General features: G+C 70.0%; 17 protein-coding genes. 10 read left to right on the plus strand and 7 right to left on the minus strand.

Annotated elements, in window-relative coordinates; genetic code table 11:
• Positions 1 to 3: 3 nt before the first annotated feature.
• Positions 4 to 780, minus strand: coding sequence for a lysophospholipid acyltransferase family protein (locus G6N16_RS02255; protein ID WP_083033482.1), 777 nt, complete (start codon positions 778 to 780; stop codon positions 4 to 6).
• A 143-nt stretch (positions 781 to 923) separates the two neighbouring features.
• On the opposite strand from G6N16_RS02255, the gene G6N16_RS02260 reads away from it, so the two are divergent.
• From G6N16_RS02260 to G6N16_RS02270, 3 genes are all read left to right on the plus strand, one after another.
• A complete protein-coding gene (locus tag G6N16_RS02260; RefSeq protein ID WP_083033485.1) occupies positions 924 to 1,661 on the plus strand; it encodes a DUF3298 domain-containing protein in 738 nt (245 codons plus the stop codon).
• Between the two features lie 235 nt (positions 1,662 to 1,896).
• On the plus strand, positions 1,897 to 3,447 hold the full coding sequence (locus tag G6N16_RS02265; protein WP_083033487.1) for a Rieske 2Fe-2S domain-containing protein: 1,551 nt from the start codon (positions 1,897 to 1,899) through the stop codon (positions 3,445 to 3,447).
• Entirely contained in the window at positions 3,444 to 3,776 is a 333-nt protein-coding gene (locus tag G6N16_RS02270) for a hypothetical protein (RefSeq protein ID WP_083033489.1), read from the plus strand. Before G6N16_RS02265 ends, G6N16_RS02270 begins: the two co-directional genes overlap by 4 nt.
• A 30-nt stretch (positions 3,777 to 3,806) precedes the next feature.
• Here G6N16_RS02270 and G6N16_RS02275 read toward each other — a convergent pair whose 3' ends face one another.
• The 3 genes from G6N16_RS02275 to G6N16_RS21680 all read right to left on the minus strand — a co-directional run bounded on the left by G6N16_RS02275 (position 3,807) and on the right by G6N16_RS21680 (position 6,929).
• Positions 3,807 to 4,616, minus strand: coding sequence for a DUF5718 family protein (locus G6N16_RS02275; RefSeq protein ID WP_083033491.1), 810 nt, complete (start codon positions 4,614 to 4,616; stop codon positions 3,807 to 3,809).
• 114 nt (positions 4,617 to 4,730) lie between these two features.
• On the minus strand, positions 4,731 to 6,287 hold the full coding sequence (locus tag G6N16_RS02280) for a phytoene desaturase family protein (protein WP_234806022.1): 1,557 nt from the start codon (positions 6,285 to 6,287) through the stop codon (positions 4,731 to 4,733).
• A gap of 66 nt (positions 6,288 to 6,353) precedes the next feature.
• Positions 6,354 to 6,929: a TetR/AcrR family transcriptional regulator gene (locus G6N16_RS21680; protein WP_234806023.1), complete on the minus strand. Its 576-nt coding sequence runs from the start codon at positions 6,927 to 6,929 to the stop codon at positions 6,354 to 6,356.
• Between the two features lie 81 nt (positions 6,930 to 7,010).
• On the opposite strand from G6N16_RS21680, the gene G6N16_RS02285 reads away from it, so the two are divergent.
• Positions 7,011 to 7,499 carry a DUF2834 domain-containing protein gene (locus tag G6N16_RS02285; RefSeq protein ID WP_083033493.1) on the plus strand — a complete coding sequence of 163 codons (489 nt, stop codon included), beginning with the start codon at positions 7,011 to 7,013 and terminating at the stop codon, positions 7,497 to 7,499.
• A 10-nt stretch (positions 7,500 to 7,509) separates the two neighbouring features.
• On the opposite strand, the gene serS is transcribed toward G6N16_RS02285, so the two are convergent.
• A complete protein-coding gene (gene serS, locus G6N16_RS02290) occupies positions 7,510 to 8,769 on the minus strand; it encodes a serine--tRNA ligase (protein ID WP_083033495.1) in 1,260 nt (419 codons plus the stop codon).
• Between the two features lie 66 nt (positions 8,770 to 8,835).
• Between serS and G6N16_RS02295 the strand changes: the two genes are divergently transcribed.
• Both G6N16_RS02295 and G6N16_RS02300 read left to right on the plus strand, forming a co-directional pair.
• Positions 8,836 to 10,389, plus strand: coding sequence for a septum formation family protein (locus G6N16_RS02295; RefSeq protein ID WP_083033497.1), 1,554 nt, complete (start codon positions 8,836 to 8,838; stop codon positions 10,387 to 10,389).
• A gap of 4 nt (positions 10,390 to 10,393) precedes the next feature.
• Positions 10,394 to 10,744, plus strand: coding sequence for a metallopeptidase family protein (locus G6N16_RS02300; protein ID WP_083033500.1), 351 nt, complete (start codon positions 10,394 to 10,396; stop codon positions 10,742 to 10,744).
• Positions 10,745 to 10,765: 21 nt separating this feature from the next.
• On the opposite strand, the gene G6N16_RS02305 is transcribed toward G6N16_RS02300, so the two are convergent.
• Entirely contained in the window at positions 10,766 to 11,389 is a 624-nt protein-coding gene (locus G6N16_RS02305) for a histidine phosphatase family protein (protein ID WP_163787742.1), read from the minus strand.
• 107 nt (positions 11,390 to 11,496) lie between these two features.
• Entirely contained in the window at positions 11,497 to 12,420 is a 924-nt protein-coding gene (pheA, locus tag G6N16_RS02310) for a prephenate dehydratase (protein ID WP_083033506.1), read from the minus strand.
• Between the two features lie 65 nt (positions 12,421 to 12,485).
• Between pheA and G6N16_RS02315 the strand changes: the two genes are divergently transcribed.
• From G6N16_RS02315 to G6N16_RS02330, 4 genes are all read left to right on the plus strand, one after another.
• Complete coding sequence (locus G6N16_RS02315) at positions 12,486 to 13,343, plus strand: DUF2470 domain-containing protein (protein ID WP_083033508.1); 858 nt, start codon at positions 12,486 to 12,488, stop codon at positions 13,341 to 13,343.
• A 34-nt stretch (positions 13,344 to 13,377) separates the two neighbouring features.
• Entirely contained in the window at positions 13,378 to 14,115 is a 738-nt protein-coding gene (locus G6N16_RS02320) for a CPBP family intramembrane glutamic endopeptidase (protein WP_083033510.1), read from the plus strand.
• Between the two features lie 276 nt (positions 14,116 to 14,391).
• Positions 14,392 to 15,585 (plus strand): LCP family protein, encoded by a 1,194-nt coding sequence (locus G6N16_RS02325; RefSeq protein ID WP_083033878.1) that lies wholly within the window; start codon positions 14,392 to 14,394, stop codon positions 15,583 to 15,585.
• A gap of 50 nt (positions 15,586 to 15,635) precedes the next feature.
• Positions 15,636 to 16,175: a ferritin gene (locus tag G6N16_RS02330; RefSeq protein WP_110810990.1), complete on the plus strand. Its 540-nt coding sequence runs from the start codon at positions 15,636 to 15,638 to the stop codon at positions 16,173 to 16,175.
• Positions 16,176 to 16,228: the final 53 nt, after the last annotated feature.

A 16,228-nucleotide genomic window follows, 5' to 3' on the forward strand; every position in this document is an offset into this window, starting at 1 on the left:
CGGCTACTCGGCGTCGGGCTGCGCGTCCCGGCGCGCAGCCTTGGCCGCGGCTCGTCGTTCGAGTTCCTCGGCATCCAACCGGGCAGCCTCCGCCATCGAGGGCGCCCCGCCGCCCAGGCGCTTGGGCACCCAGAACTCTCCCGGGGGATAGGGCCCGTAGGCGTCCTGCACCTGCTCCAACAGATGCTGCATCCGGGAGTGCAGCAGCGTGGTCAACTCCTGCGAGGGCAGGTTCGGCTGGATCGGCTCGCCGACGGCCACCGTGATCGGCACCTTGGGCCGCCACATCTTCTTCGGGTGGTCCTTGGTCCAGATCCGCTGGGCTCCCCACACAATGTGCGGGATGATCGGCACGTTCGCCTCGATCGCCATCCGGGCCGCCCCGGACTTGAACTCCTTGAGTTCGAAGCTGCGGCTGATGGTGGCCTCGGGGTAGACGCCGACGAACTCGCCGTCCGCCAGCCGCCGGCACGCCTCGACGAAGGAATCGCTGCCGGAGGCCCGGTCGACCGGGATGTGCTTGCAGCCGCGCATCAGCGGCCCGGTGATCTTGTGGTCGAACACCTCCTGCTTGGCCATGAACCGGACCTTGCGGCCCTTGTGCTGCAGGTACGCCGGCAGTCCGGCGAAGGTGAAGTCGAAGTAGCTGGTGTGGTTGATCGCGACGACCGCGCCGCCGGTCTCCGGAAGGTTCTCCACGCCGGTCACGGTGAACTTCAGGCCCTGGACCTTCCAGGTCAGGCGGGCCAGCTGGATGATCGTGCCGTATACGGGTTCCACGATGCTCAGCCTAATCCGCCCGGCCCCCGGCCGAACCCCCGACGGCCGCCGCGGACCTCACCGGCACCGAAAAGATCCGCGTCAACGCCCTCCGCCGCAGCCCTACGCTCGATACAGACCACCGACGACGGGGAGGGATTCCGGTGCGTGCACTCCACACACGGCTCTCGGCGGCGCTGCTGACGGCGCTGACGATCGCAGCGCCCTACCGCGCCGCCGCCGATCCGGCGCCCGATCCCTCCGTCGCCCTGTGCAGCGGGGTCGGCGGCACCTGGGACGCGGGCTCGGGCACCTGCGCGCTACTCGGCCGCAACACCAAGAAGGTCACCGTCGACACCAAAGCCCAGTACCCCGCCGACCTGATCGCCGATCCGACCTCGGGACCACCGTTGCGTGAGTTCATCACGACGTTCTTCAAGAACTTCGGTCACCCCCGCGAGGACCAAGTGCAGAATGGCGACGCGCAGTTGACCTATGCAGCCTTCCGGCACGGCACGAACACCCGCTCGGTGCTGTTCACCAACGACTGGTATCTCGGCGGCGCCCACCCGAACGACGACATCACAACCTTCACCTTCGACCTCGACGCCAAAAAGCCGCTGGCGCTGGCCGACCTGTTCTGCGCAGCGGACCCCAAGGCGGTGCTGGACCCGCTGGTCAAGAAGCACGTGTGGTCGACCTTCGACACCACCGGGACGCAGTCGTATCCGGACTACACCCGGTACACCGACGACTACCGCGCCTGGGTGCTCGACGGCGACGACCTGGTGATCCGGATGCCCGCCGGGCGCACCGGGCCGATGCACGCCGGCATGTTCGTGGCTCAGATCCCGCTCTCGGAATTGCGGCCCCAGCTGCGCGACGGCGGCTGCGCCGCCTGACCCGCGGGCGCCGCGCTGTCGCGCCGGACGGAGAGTCCCAACGTCCACAAACCCGGTGCCCAATGTCTCGACGACCGTCGGCGGTCGGCCAGGGTGCCCGGACCTACTCGCCGGTTAGACTTAGCCGGGCGGTTCACAGCGCCGGCATAGCCGAGGCGAGCCGGGCACTGCCCCATGAGCAGGACGTTTCGGGCAGCCCCCGCGACGCCGTCAGAGCAGGTCGGAAGGTATCGGAGTGCAGGTCACCAGTGTCGGTCACGCCGGCTTTCTGATCGAGACCACCGCGGGCAGCATTCTGTGCGACCCGTGGGTCAACCCGGCCTATTTCGCCTCCTGGTTCGTCTTCCCGGACAACTCGCACCTGGACTGGGACGCCCTGGGCGCCTGCGACTACCTGTACGTCTCGCATCTGCACAAGGACCACTACGACCCGGCGAACCTGGCCGCGCACGTCAACAAGAACGCCGTCGTGCTGCTGCCGGACTACCCGGTGCCGGACCTGCGCCGCGAGCTGGAGTCCCTGGGGTTCCACAACTTCTTCGAGACCACCGACTCGGTCAAGCACACCGTCAGCGGCCCCAAGGGCGATCTCGACGTGATGATCGTCGCGTTGCGTTCCCCCGCCGACGGCCCGATCGGCGACTCCGGCCTGGTGGTGTCCGACGGCCAGACGGTGCTGTTCAACATGAACGACGCCCGGCCGATCGAGCTGGACATGGTGGCCGCCGAATTCGGCCATGTCGACGTGCACGCGCTGCAGTACTCCGGGGCGATCTGGTACCCGATGGTCTACGACATGCCCGCGCGCGCCAAGGAGGCGTTCGGCGTGCAGAAGCGTCAGCGCCAGATGGATCGCTGCCGCCAGTACATCACGCAGGTCGGTGCGACGTGGGTGATCCCGTCGGCCGGTCCGCCGTGCTTCCTGGACCCGGAGCTGCGGTTCCTCAACGACGACCACGGCGACCCGGCCAACATCTTCCCCGACCAGGTGGTGTTCCTGGACCAGATGCGGGCCAACGGGCACGACGGCGGGCTGTTGATGATTCCCGGGTCGGTCGCGGATTTCACCGGCTCCCAGCTGATTTCGCTGACCCACCCGCTGCCCGACGACGAGGTGGAGGCGATCTTCACGACCGGCAAGGCCGACTACATCGAGGACTACGCGCAGCGTATGGCACCGGTACTGGCCGCCGAGAAGGCCAGTTGGGCTCCCGCCGAGGGTGATTCGCTGCTGGAGCCGCTGCGCGAGCGGTTCGAGCCGATCATGGAACAGTCCGACCAGATCTGCGACGGCATCGGCTACCCGGTGGAGCTGCGTCTCGGCGCCGAGACCGTCGTCCTGGACTTTCCGAAACGGACTGTCCGCGAACCGATCTCCGACGAGAAGTTCCGCTACGGCTTCGAGATCGCGCCGGCACTGGTGCGTACCGTGCTGCGCGACGACGAGCCGGACTGGGTCAACACCATCTTCCTGTCCACCCGGTTCAAGGCGTGGCGGGTCGGCGGCTACAACGAGTACCTGTACACCTTCTTCAAGTGTCTGACCGATGAGCGGATCGCCTACGCCGACGGCTGGTTCGCCGAAGCGCACGACGACTCCGCGTCGATCACCAAGGACGGCTGGGAGATTCAGCGCCGCTGCCCGCACCTGCTGGCCGACTTGTCCAAGTTCGGGGTCATCGAGGGCAGCACGCTGACCTGCAATCTGCACGGCTGGCAGTGGAATCTGGAGAACGGTCGCTGCCTGACCTCCAAGGGCCACGAGCTGAGGTCGCAGAAGCTGTGAGTTCCGCGCGGGAGTACGACGACGGCCTGATCCAGCTGGACGGCCGGGCAATCACCCTGCGCCGCTTCCACTTCCCGTCGGGCACCTCGAAGGTCATCCCCCTGGGCTCGATCCGCACCTGGCGGGCCGAGCCGCTGAGTTGGGTGAACCGCTATCGGCTGTGGGGCAGTTCCGATCTGCGCCGCTGGCTCCCCCTGGATCTGGCCCGGCCCAGCCGCGCCACGCTGGTCACCCTGGAGCTCGACGACGGCTGGTGGCACCCGGCGTTCACCCCGGTGCGCCCGGAGGAGTTCGTCGCGCTGCTCACCGAGGTGCTGGCCCGGGACTGACGTCCCGCAAGTACACCTTCGACACCGACGTCAGACGACGTTCTGCTCCAGTGTGGACGCCGCCGGCTCGTCCTGGTCGTAGACCCGCACGATCGCGGTGTCACCCGGCTGAAGGTAGGTCGATTCCCCCAGCTCGGTGTAGCGGGTGGCGCCGATGCCGATCAGCACGTTCTGTGGGCGCCCCGCGGCGACCAGCAGCGCGCCGACGTCCTCCAGCGGGGTGTTCGGCGAACCCTTCTGATTGGCCAGCCGGTCGACGATCCAGTCCAGCAGCCGATCCCCGAAGAACGAGTAGCCCTGCAGCGCACTGTTCACTCCGTAGGCGCGGCGCTGCCCGTCGTCGCGGACCAGGAAGCACTCCAGCCGCAGCGACGACGTCGGCCCGTCCGGGGACAGGTCGGAGATCTCGAAGAACCGGGGCGCCACGCCCTTGGAGCCGGGGCCCCAGTTCTTCTTGACGCTGATCTTCGGCGCGCCGGGCCGGCGGATCGAGCAGTCGTTGAACGCACCGAGCGCGAACGGCTCCAGGTTCGCGACGACGTCGCCGTCCCAGTTCACCCGGCAGGCCAGGCCCACCTCGGGTTCGATCTGCAAATTCAGCGGACTGCCGTCGGCGTTGGGTTCCGGGGTCCGCAGGCTCGACGAGGACAGCGGGAATTCGCCGAGGTAGCCCGGGTTGTCCGGGATGTACCAGGGGAAGATGCCCTTGGGGGCGGTGCCCTCGGAGGCGACGTTGACGAAGTCGACGGCCTCGCCGGCCTGCTCCAGGTGCCCGGCGAAGTTGCCGGCCACACCGAACCCGGCCCAGGTTCGCAGCTCGTCGAAATCCAGCTCGATCACGGGTCAGCACCTCCACACGGGGATACAGGGCAGTGCCAACCCTACTTTTGCCCGCGGTGCCCGCGAACCCGGGGCGCATCTGTCAACGGTGCCGACACCGTCCGTTCACCCAGCTCAGCGGTCGGACAGCACCTGATGGGCGGCGTTGTAGCCGGGGATGAAGGTGATCCCGGGCCCGCCGTGGCAGCCCGCACTGCCCAGGTACAGCCCGTCGACGCCGAGGGGTTGTCCGATGAAGCCCCGCGGTCCGGGCCGGTTGGGGCCGATCTGGTCCGGGTTGAGCAGGCCGTGGCAGTAGTCGCCGCCGGGAGCCCCGAACATGGTGCCCATATGGCGCGGGGTGAAGGTGGTGTGCCGCGTGATGGCGCCCTCGAAGTTCGGTGCCAGCCGGGTGATCTTGTCGATTACCCGCTGTCCCATTTCCACCTTCATCTCGCCGTAGTTCCCATCGCCCTCGATCGGGAACCACAGGGCGAACGCCGAGGCGGCGTGCTTGCCGTGCGGAGCCAGGTCGGGGTCATGCAGCGACGGGATCTGCAGCACCACGGTCGGGTCGGCCGGCACGACGCCGCGGCGGGCGTCCTCCCACTGCTGCTGCACCTCCTCGGGGGTGCAGAAGATCCCCACCGAGGCAGCCATGGCGGGTTCGTTGAGCGCCTCGTACGGCGCGGCGAAGCGCGGGGCCTCGTCCAGCGCGAAGTGCATCTGCAGATAGCTGCCGCGGTGATCGGTGCGCGCGAAGCGTGCCCGGACGTCCTCGGACAGCGCGCCCGGGTCGATCAGCTCGGTGACGGTGAGGTCCGGGGCGACGGCGGACACCACGACCGGCGCGTCGACCGTGTCGCCGGCTTCGGTGCGCACGCCGGTCACCCGCCCGTCGGCGACGAGAATCTCACCGACCTTGCTGCGCAGCCGCAGCTCGCCGCCCAGGCCGGTGAAGGTGTCGCGCAGGTGCCCGGTGAGCGTGCCGATCCCGCCGCGCAGCTTCTTCATCAGCACGGTGTTCTCGTCGGGGATGCCCAGTCCGTAGGCCAGGGCCGCGGCGCTGCCGGGCGTCGCTGGGCCGCGGTAGAGCGTGTTGACGGCCAGCACGGTGAACGAACCGCGGAGTGCGGCGTGCTTCTCCGGGTCCGGCAGGTAGCGGTCCAACACGTCGGTGACCGACCCGAACAGCATGTCGTCGATCGCCGAGCGCTCGAATTCGTTGGTGGCGCAGGCATACATCTCGTCGAGTGTCTTCGGCGGGCGGCCGGCCTCGAATCGCCCGAGCGCCCGGGTGGGCGCCTGACTCCAGGCCAGCAGCCCGGCCATGCCGTTGAGCGCCTCGACCCCGTGCACCTCGGCCAGGTGGGTCAGCAGCTTCATCGGATCGGTGTACTGGATCAGCGGCTGGTCGCCGACCCCACGCAGCGCCACCGACATCACCTCGAGGTCGATGCTGTCCAGGCCGTCCAGACCCAGTTCCGCACTGACCGCGGCCGACGTCGGGAACTGCACCGAGCCGGCGATCTCGAAGCGGTACCCGTCGAAAAGCTCGACGGTGGAAGCCATTCCGCCGGCGTAGAGCCCAGCCTCCAAACACAGCGTGCGCATTCCGGCGCGCTGCAGAATCAGGGCCGCGGCCAGCCCGTTGTGCCCGGCACCTATGACGATCGCGTCGTAGTCGGCCATCGACCCACCCTTCCCGCTCTCCGGGAACGCTGGCACGCACGGATAGTTTTGTCAATAATGACGTAACTAGATATCGCTCAGCGAGTCCAGGGCGGTACGGCACATCCTGGCCAGGTCGGCCAGCGAGCGGTCCGCTCCGAGCATCCAAACCTCCATCGCGGCGAAGACCGCCGCCGCGATGCAGCGCGCCGTCACCGCCACCCGCAATTGGTCACCGGCGGTGGTGGCGCGCAACCGTTCGGCCACCGCATCGGCGAAATCGGCCTGCACCTGCCGGATGTGGCGCACGATGCGGTCCGGGTCGAGCTCTTCGGCGCGCAGCGCGGCGATGCGGGTCACCGCTTCGACGTCGTAGGGGAACGCGAAGATCGCCGCCTGGACGGATTCGATGATCGGCTCGCCGGCCGGCCGGTCGGCCAGCGCGCTGCGGAACCATTGCAGCCCCGCGTCGTAGTCGGCGAACAGCAGGTCGTGCTTGGAGGTGAAGTGCCGGTAGAAGGTCCGCAGCGAGACACCGGCATCGGCGGCGATCTGCTCGGCGGAGGTGTCCTCCACGCCCTGGGCCAGGAACCGGACCAGCGCAGCCTGCCGCAACGCTTCGCGGGTGCGTTCGCTGCGCGCGGTCTGCGGCGCTCTGGGCATGCGGCTAAAGCTACCGCAGCACCTCGGCGTACCAGAATGTCATTATTGACAAAACTTTCGCGTCGTGGTGACACTGGGCGAATGATCTCCCTCGTCGTACACGCCGTGCTGGGCACCGCCGTCGTCGCTTGGATCGTCACGTCCAATCGCGCGGTTTTCGCGAAACCTGCTCAGGGTCCGATGTTTTCGCCGATGGAGGCCGTGTACTACGTGATCGGCATCGCCTCGATCCTGCTCGGCTGGTACTTCAACATCCGCTTCGTCAACGAGTACGCGCACCCCGGTCATCACAACCCGATCTGGGGACCGGGCAGCTGGACGCAGTACGTGCAGCTGATGTTCACCAACCCGGCGGCCGGCTCGGCCAGCCAGGACTACACGATCATCAACGTCATCCTGCTGCCGCTGTTCACCATCGTCGACGGCTACCGACGCGGGTTGCGGCGCCCGTGGCTGTTCTTCGTGTCCAGCCTGTTCACCAGCTGCGCGTTCGCCTACGCGTTCTACTTCGCGACCATGGAACGCCAGCGCCGCCATGCGCTGGCGGCCGCACCGCAGCCGTCGTCATAGCGCCGAGGGCTCAGGCCGTCGGCGCCAGCACATCCGTCCCGACGTAGGGCACCAGCGCGGAAGGGACCCGCACGCTGCCGTCGGGGCGCTGATGGTTCTCCAGGATGGCCACCAGCCAGCGGGTGGTGGCCAGCGTCCCGTTCAGCGTCGCGGCGATCTGCGGCTTGCCGTTCTCGTCGCGGTAGCGGGTGGCCAGCCGCCGCGCCTGGAACGTCGTGCAATTCGACGTCGACGTCAGCTCTCGGTAGGCACCCTGGCTCGGCACCCACGCCTCGCAGTCGTACTTGCGGGCGGCCGAGGATCCCAGGTCGCCGGCGGCGACGTCGATCACCCGGTAGGGCACCTCGATGTGGGCCAGCATCGTGCGCTGCAGCTCCAGCAGGCGCTGATGCTCGGCCTCGGCGTCCTCGGGCCGGCAGTAGAGGAACGCCTCGACCTTGTCGAACTGGTGCACCCGGATGATGCCGCGGGTGTCCTTGCCGTAGCTGCCCGCCTCCCGCCGGAAGCACGACGACCAGCCCGCGTAGCGGCGCGGCCCGTCGGACAGGTCCAGGATCTCGTCGGAGTGATACCCGGCCAGCGGCACCTCGGAGGTCCCGACCAGGTACAGGTCGTCGTCGTCCAGGTGGTAGATCTCGTCGGCGTGTGCACCGAGGAAGCCGGTGCCGCCCATCACCTCGGGTTTGACCAGCACCGGCGGGATCATCAGGGTGAACCCGGCCGATGTGGCCTCCCGTACGGCCAGCTGCAGCAGACCCAGCTGCAGCAGCGCGCCCCGGCCGGTCAGGAAGTAAAACCGTGACCCGGACACCTTCGCGCCGCGGCCCATGTCGATCAGGCCCAGCGTCTCGCCGAGTTCGAGGTGGTCTTTGGGACCGGCCAGCTCCGGCGGTGTCCCGACGGTGTCGAGCACGACGAAGTCGTCCTCCCCACCGGCCGGGACGCCGTCGACGATGACATTGCCGATCGCCAGGTGCGCGGCGTGCATGGCCGCCTCGGCGTCGTCGCGCTCGGACTCGGCGGCCTTGACCTGCGCCGACAGCTCCTTGGCGCGGGCCAGCACGGCGGGCCGCTCGTCGGACGTCGCGGTCTTGACGGCGTTGCTCACGTTCTTCTGCTCGGCGCGCAGGGCGTCGGCGGTGGCGATCGCGGCGCGGCGGGTGGCGTCGGCGGCCAGCAGAGCGTCGACCAGTTCCGGGTCCTCGCCGCGGCTGATCTGAGAGCGCCGAACACGGTCCGGGTCGTCACGGAGGAGTTTGAGGTCGATCACGCCCGCCAACCCTACTTTTGTCCGCATCACCCGGGAACCCCGGGCACGCCTGTCACAATGGACACAATGTCCGATTCAGAGCTTCCCGACGACAACGCGGCGACGGCGCCGGCCGACGACGCCGCGCCGGCCGTCGGTGACGACGACGCCACCGAGACGGTCGCCGCACAGACCGAGGCCGAGAAGCCCGCAGGCACCGCCGAGGACGCCACCGCGGTGCTCGACGACGAGGTGGCCGATTGGGACGCCGAAGCCGACTGGGACGACGGCGTCAACCACGAGGAGTCCGGACGCGGCGGCTGGCGCAGTGCGCTGCAGGCCGCGCCGACCCGTCGGATCCTGCTGCTGACCGCTCTGGGCGGACTACTGATCGCCGGGCTGGTGACCGCGGTACCGATGAGCGGCGGCAACAGCATGCTCGGCTACCTGGCGGAGAACGGCGCCGTCGGCAGCCGGGGTACCGACACCTTCAACAAGGCCGTCGCCGGGGACTGCCTGACCTGGGACAAAAACCCCGACCACGCCACCATCGTGGACTGCGGCACCGACCATCTCTTCGAGGTGGCCAAGCCCATCGATCTCGGCACCTTCCCCGGCGCCGAATACGGCCCGGACGCCGCGCCGCCCACACCGGTCCGGATCCAGCAGATCGTCGCCGAGCAGTGCCAGGTCGCCGTCCGCAACTACCTCGGCCCGCACTTCGATCCGGACAGCCGCTACACCGTCAGCATGCTCTGGCCCGGCGAGGACGCCTGGCGCAGCTCCGGTGACCGGCGCATGCTGTGCGGCCTGCAATTACCCGGCGAGAACGCCAAGCAGCTGACCTTCATCGGCAAGATCGCCGAGGGCGACCAGTCCAAGGTCTGGCCGGTCGGCACCTGCCTGGGCATCTCGCCGACCACCAACCAGTCCACCGACAGCCCGGTGGACTGCGGCACCGCGCACGCCGCGGAGATCACCGGCATCGTCGACCTGAGCCAACAGTTCCCCGCCGGTGCGCCCGACGACGCCGCCCAGGACGCCTTCATCAAGGAACAGTGCACCAAGTTGACCGACGCCTACCTGGCCCCGGTGCAGCTGCGCAACACCACCCTGACCCTGATGTACAAGACCATCTCGATGCCCAGCTGGTCGGCGGGCAGCCACCAGGTGGCCTGCAGCATCGGCGCCACCCTCGGCAACGGCGGCTGGTCGACCCTGGTCAACAGCGCCAAGGGCAACCTGCAGATCAACGGCCAGGCCCCCGTCCCGCCGCCGGACATCCCGAGCGAACGCCTCACCGTGCCCTCGGTTCCGGTGGTGCCGACCTACATCCCGCAGTACGAGCCGCCGGCCAGCCAGAACCAGTCGTCGACCGGCAGCCAGAATCAGTCCAGCAACCAGGGCAATCAGGGCAACCAGCACATGCCGGCACAGTCGACGCCCAGTCCCGCCGCCTCCCCCAGCCCGACCGCGACCAACTCCGGCGGACCCAAGCCGCCGCAGGGCAACACGTTCAACCCGCCGGCCCCCGGTGCGCCCGCGCCGCCGGCCGGTGACGGTCCGGCGATGGACGGTCCCGCGGCGGACGGACCCGCCGACAACGGTCCCGCCGCGGTCGGCCCCGCGCCGGGCGCCTGACCGTATGCCGGTCCGGATGACCCCGCGCCGGTTCGAGGAACTCGTCGGCGACGCCCTCGACCTGCTACCGCCCGAGCTCGCCGCGGCGCTCGACAACGTTGTGGTGCTGGTCGAGGGCCGGCACCCGACCGAGCCCGACCTGTTGGGTCTCTACGAGGGCATCGCCCTGACCGAACGGGATTCGTTCTACGCCGGCGCGCTGCCGGACACCATCACCATCTACCGCGACGCTCTGCTCGACATGTGCCACGACGAGCCGGAGGTCGTGTCCGAGGTGGCCATCACCGTCATCCACGAGATCGCGCACCACTTCGGCATCGAGGACGACCGCCTGCACGAACTGGGTTGGGGTTAGGGCGGACCGCCCCATCAAATTTCAGGCAGGCTCGGCGGGGGACAGCGTCAAGCCCGCCCACTGCACACACCGCCACCCGCCACCGTCGGTCGGCTCCAGCACCACCGACTCGGTGTTGGCCAGCTGATTGCGCATGGCGAACTCCCCGTCGATGCCCGCCAGGGCGGCGGCGACCAGTCGGATCGCGGCACCGTGGCTGACCACCAGCAGATCAGCGGTGAAGTCGGGGTTGTCGAGGTAACCGCGGCGCAGGTCCGAAACCACCGGCAGGTACCGGTCGAGCACATCGCGGCCGCTCTCCCCGCCGGGCATGCGCAGCTGCAGGGCACCGCTGTGCCAACCCCGGTAAATCCGGGTGAACTCATCGTGCGCGGCCTCGTCGGCGCGGTCCTCCAGATCGCCGGCCTGCACCTCGTACACACCGTCGACCTCGTTACACCCGACGGCGGTGATGTCCGAGATCTCCGCGGCGGTCTGACCGGCCCGCAGCGCCACCGAATGCAGCAGCAACCCCGGTGGCACCGGCTGCGCCAGGGCGAAGTCGCGCGCCTGACGGTGACCGGCCGGGGTGAGGGGCGACCCCGGCGGCCGGGTGTCGAGTCGGCCGGCCACATTGCCGTCGGTCTCCCCGTGGCGCAGCAGCACCAGCCTCCCGCCCGCGCGCTCCGCCCTCGCCAAACTACGGCTCGGGTCGTCGCACTCAAGCCCCTCGGTTCGCTCCGCCCTCGCCAAACTACGGCTCGGGTCGTCCCTCACGGCCGCCCCTCGCGGAGCCCGGCCAGCCAGCCGTCGGCCTCATCGGGCGCCGGCGGAGTCACCCCGTCCGGGTTGTCGACCGGCCAGGACCCCAGGTAGCGGACCTGGGAGCACCGCCGGTACAGCGCCTTGAGCGCCTCGGCCACGGCCTCGTCGTCCACGTGCCCGATGAAATCCACGAAGAACACGTACGTGCCGAGCTGACGCCGGGTCGGTCGGGACTCGATGCGGGTGAGATCGATCCCGCGCATGCCCAGCTCCGACAACGCGGCGGCCAGCCCGCCCGGTTCGTTTGCCAGCCATAGCACCACCGAGGTGCGGTCGGCCCCGGTGCGCAGGGAGGGTGGTGCCGGGGCTCCGGCCAGCACGAAGCGGGTGCGGGCGTTGGGTTCGTCGACGACGCCGTCGGCCAGGGTCGCCAGCCCGTAGCGCTGGGCGGCCAGCGCCGTGCTGACCCCGGCGTCGGCCCGGCCCTCGGCCACGTCGAGGGCCGCCCCGGCGTTGGAGATCGCCGGGACCACCTCGGCGTCGGGCAGGTTCTCCGCCAGCCAGCGCCGCACCTGCGCGGCCGCCACCGGGAACGCGGCGACCGTCGCAATCCGGCGAGCGCGCGCGTCCCCGGGCGACACGACGATGGAGAAGGCCACGTCGAGGGTCAGCTCGGCGAAGATCTGCAGCGGGCTGCCGGTCTCCAGCGCGTCGAGCGTCGGCAGCACCGACCCGTCGATGGAGTTCTCGATCGGCACGCAGGCGTAGTCGGCGTTGCCGTCGCGCACGGCGGCCAGCGCCGCCGGCGTGCTGATCACCGGCACGAGTTCGACGCCCGACGGCGGGCCGGGGATCAGCCCGGCATCCACCATGGCGTTCAACGCGGCTTCGGTGAAGGTGCCTTGCGGGCCCAGGTATGCAATGCGCGGCACGGCAGCCAGCCTATCCGGTGGGGCTTGCGTCGCCCTTCGATTTGATGTTAGGTAAGGCTTACTTAATGAGAGGGGTTCCCGTGGCACTGGCGACCATCCCGGCACCGACCACCGCCGAGCGCATCCGCAGCGCCTGCCTGCGCGCCGGTGCCGCACTTTTGGCCCTCGACGGTGCCGACCCCGAGAACGCCGCCGTGCACCACCTGCTGGCCGACGGGTCGTTCGCCGTCACCGTCCCCGCCGACGGCGTGGCGGCGCTGACCGTGGCCGCCGCGGTCGGGCCCCGGGGCCGCGCCGAAGGTGTACAGGGACTGCTGGAACTCACCGACTACGCCCCGCTGCCGCTGCGCGAGCCGGTGCGCTCCCTGGTGTGGATCCGCGGCGTGCTGCGTCCGGTGCCGAAATCGGAGATTCCCGCGCTGCTCGACCTGATCGCCAGCGAGGACCCCAACCCGGCCCTGCTGAACGTCAACGCCGGGCCTCGCGCTCGCGGAACGACACCGCTCGCCGAACCCGACGGGAAGGTCGGCGCGGAGGACATCGTGCTGCTGCTGGAACCGGACTCCATCGTGGTCGCCGACGCCGACGGCGCCGAGTCCGTGGGCATCGGCGCCCTGCTGGCCGCCCGGCCGGACCCGTTCTGCGCCATGGAGTCCGGCTGGCTGCGCCACCTAGACGCGGCCCACCAGGACGTGATCGGTCGGCTGGCGGCCCGGCTGCCCAGCACCCTGCGCCAGGGCCGCGTCCGGCCGCTGGGCCTGGACCGTTACGGCATGCGGCTGCGCGTCGAATCCGACAGTGGTGATCACGACATCCGGCTGCCGTTCCCGGCCCCGGTCGACGACATCGCGGGCCTGAGCAAGGCCATCCGCATCCTGATGGGCTGCCCGTTCGTCAACGGCCTGCGACCCCGCCACACCTGAGGCGCCCGCGGCTCCGCGGCGCTACCGTGTCCCGGTGCAACCCCGCACCATCCGCATCGAGCTGGCGATCGTCCTCGCGACCACCTTCGGCCTGGCCGCCGCCACCGCCACACTGCAACTGATCGACTTCGCCCTGCGCGGTCTCGGCGAACAGCGCGTCGCCCTCAATCCGCGGCGCTCCTACTACGACGTGATCGACGCCGGACTGCACCTGGCGTCCATCGCCCAGCTGCTGGCCTGGGGCGCGCTGGCCGTCTATCTCCTCTGGCGCAGCGGGATCACCCCGCGGCGCATCGGCCTGGGCCGCTTCCGGGCCGCCCCGGATCTGCTGGGCGGACTGGGGCTCGCCGCCCTCATCGGGATCCCGGGACTGGGCCTGTACGTCGTGGCCCGACGGCTCGGCCTGGCCGCCCAGGTGGTGCCCGCCCAGACCGACGTGCGCTGGTGGGTGATCGTGCTGCTGATCGCCGCCGCGATCGCCAACGCCTGGGCCGAGGAAGTGGTGGTGGTCGGCTATCTGCTCACCCGACTGGAACAGCTGAAGGTGCGACCGCGGGTGGCCCTGCTGGCCTCGGCCGCACTGCGCGGCGGCTATCACCTGTATCAGGGGTTCGGTGCCGGGCTGGGCAACCTGGTGATGGGCCTGGTGTTCGGCTACACCTGGCGGCGCAGCGGACGGCTGTGGCCGCTGATCGTCGCGCACGCCGTCATCGACGTCGTCGCGTTCGTCGGCTACGCGCTGCTGGCCAACCGGGCCGGTTGGTTGCGCTGAGTCCACACCCCGTGGACGTAGATTGGACCGATGACCGGCGGCTCCCGACAGGATCGTGAGCGCGGTCCTCACGACGGTCGCGGTGTCCCACCCCGTCCGCCCGGCCCCGCCGAGCCGCCGGACCAGATGCTGCGGCGGCCGTCCGGGACTCCCCGGTTGCCACCCCCGCCGAGGCCGCCGACTCCACCTCGTCCCCCGGCCGGCCATCCCGCCGGCGCCCGGCCGGCCCCGCGCTCACCGGCAGACGAGCCGACCCAGCGCATCCCCGATCACCGGATGGCCCAGCCCACCCGCCGAATCGGCGACCGGATACCGCTGAGTCCGCGTACCTTCCCACCCTCCGAGGCCACCCCCCGGCGCTTGCCGCCGGCCACTCCGACCCCGGCGGGCCGCCCCCGGCGCAACCGTGCCGCCTCCTCGTCGCGATCCGATGCCCCCCCGCCGAATCGCCGACCTCCGGCACCAGCTGCCCCGCAGCCGCCGAAACCCCCGAAGCCGCCGCGCAAACGCCGGCGCTGGGGACGGATCATCCTGACCCTGCTGCTGGTCGCGATCCTGCTGCTGATCGGCGCGGTGCTGGCGGTCGGGGTGTCCACCGATCGCGCGCTGCGGCACACCGACGCGTTCACCGACTACCCGGAGCGGCCGGTCGCCGGCAGCGGCACCACCTGGCTGCTGGTCGGTTCCGACAGCCGCCAGGGCCTCTCCGAGGCGCAACAGGACCAGCTGGCCACCGGCGGCGACATCGGCGACGGCCGCACCGACACCATCCTGCTCGTGCACGTGCCGGCCTACGGCGCCGATACGCCGGCGACCATGGTGTCGATCCCCCGCGACTCCTACGTCCCGATCCCCGGCTACGGCCGCGACAAGATCAACGCCGCATTCAGCCTGGGCGGCGCGCCGCTGCTCACCCAGACCGTGGAGCAGACCACCGGCCTGCGGGTGGACCACTACGCCGAGATCGGCTTCGGCGGGTTCGCCGGCGTCGTCGACGCCCTCGGCGGGGTGACCGTCTGCCCGGTCGAACCGGTCGACGATCCGCTGGCCGGTATCAACCTGCCCGCCGGCTGCCAGAACCTCGGCGGCAGCGCCGCGCTGGGGTATGTCCGCAGCCGAGCTACCCCGCGCGCGGACCTGGACCGCATGGTGCACCAGCGGGAGTTTCTCACCGCGCTGCTGCACCGGGTTTCGGAGCCGTCGGTGTGGCTCAACCCGTGGAACTGGACGACGATTCCGCAGGCGGTCGCCGGGGCGCTGACCGTCGACACCGACACCCGGGTGTGGGATCTGGCGCGGCTGGGCTGGGCCATGCGCGACGCCACCACCGTCACCGTCCCGATCGGCGAGTACACCTGGGCCGACGCCGGCCAGGTGGTCATCTGGGACCACCAGCCCGCGGCCGATCTGTTCGACGCTCTCGGGTCCGACCGGCCGATCCCCCAGTCTGTCCTCGACGCGCAGCCCTGAGCATGCCCTGAGCGCCCTGCCGGCCGGCGCAACCGCCTATGGTGGCTGGCATGACCGCCGACGAGCCGACCTTCATCGACCTGCTGCACGCGCAGGTGGGGAACGAGTTTTTCGCCTGCCAGCAGTACACCGCCGTGGCCGTGTACTTCGACGGCCAGGACCTGCCGCAGCTGGCCCAGCGCTTCTACCAGCAGTCCATCGAGGAACGCAATCACGCGATGATGATCGTGCGGTATCTGCTCGACAAGGGCGCCGACGTGGAGATCCCCGGCGTACCGCCGGTGGTCAACAACTTCGACTCGGTGCGCGCGCCCGTCGAACTGGCCCTGCGGCAGGAGCGCGAGGTCACCGATCAGGTGACCCGGCTGGCCAAGGCGGCCCGCGCCGAGGGCGACTATCTCGGCGAGCAGTTCATGGGCTGGTTCCTCAAGGAGCAGGTCGAGGAGGTCGCCTCGATGACCACGCTGCTGACCATCGTCGACCGGGCCGACGGCAACCTGTTCCACCTGGAGAGCTTCGTCGCCCGCGAGCTAAACACCCGCGGATCGGCCGATCCGACCGCGCCGACGGCCGCCGGCGGCGCGATCTGACACCGCCGCGGAAGTGACGTAGCTAACTTCTGAGCGAACCGGTGCAACCCTGT

The organism is Mycolicibacterium insubricum (assembly GCF_010731615.1).
In the GTDB taxonomy this organism is placed as follows: domain Bacteria; phylum Actinomycetota; class Actinomycetes; order Mycobacteriales; family Mycobacteriaceae; genus Mycobacterium; species Mycobacterium insubricum.

What these genes read in the sequence shown, in the direction of transcription:
- G6N16_RS02280 (WP_234806022.1), bottom strand. Translation starts at nt 6,287, where the DNA reads ATGGCCGACTACGACGCGATCGTCATAGGTGCCGGGCACAACGGGCTG.
- G6N16_RS21680 (WP_234806023.1), bottom strand. Translation starts at nt 6,929, where the DNA reads ATGCCCAGAGCGCCGCAGACCGCGCGCAGCGAACGCACCCGCGAAGCG.
- G6N16_RS02285 (WP_083033493.1), top strand. Translation starts at nt 7,011, where the DNA reads ATGATCTCCCTCGTCGTACACGCCGTGCTGGGCACCGCCGTCGTCGCT.
- G6N16_RS02295 (WP_083033497.1), top strand. Translation starts at nt 8,836, where the DNA reads ATGTCCGATTCAGAGCTTCCCGACGACAACGCGGCGACGGCGCCGGCC.
- G6N16_RS02300 (WP_083033500.1), top strand. Translation starts at nt 10,394, where the DNA reads ATGCCGGTCCGGATGACCCCGCGCCGGTTCGAGGAACTCGTCGGCGAC.
- G6N16_RS02315 (WP_083033508.1), top strand. Translation starts at nt 12,486, where the DNA reads ATGAGAGGGGTTCCCGTGGCACTGGCGACCATCCCGGCACCGACCACC.
- G6N16_RS02325 (WP_083033878.1), top strand. Translation starts at nt 14,392, where the DNA reads ATGGCCCAGCCCACCCGCCGAATCGGCGACCGGATACCGCTGAGTCCG.
- G6N16_RS02330 (WP_110810990.1), top strand. Translation starts at nt 15,636, where the DNA reads ATGACCGCCGACGAGCCGACCTTCATCGACCTGCTGCACGCGCAGGTG.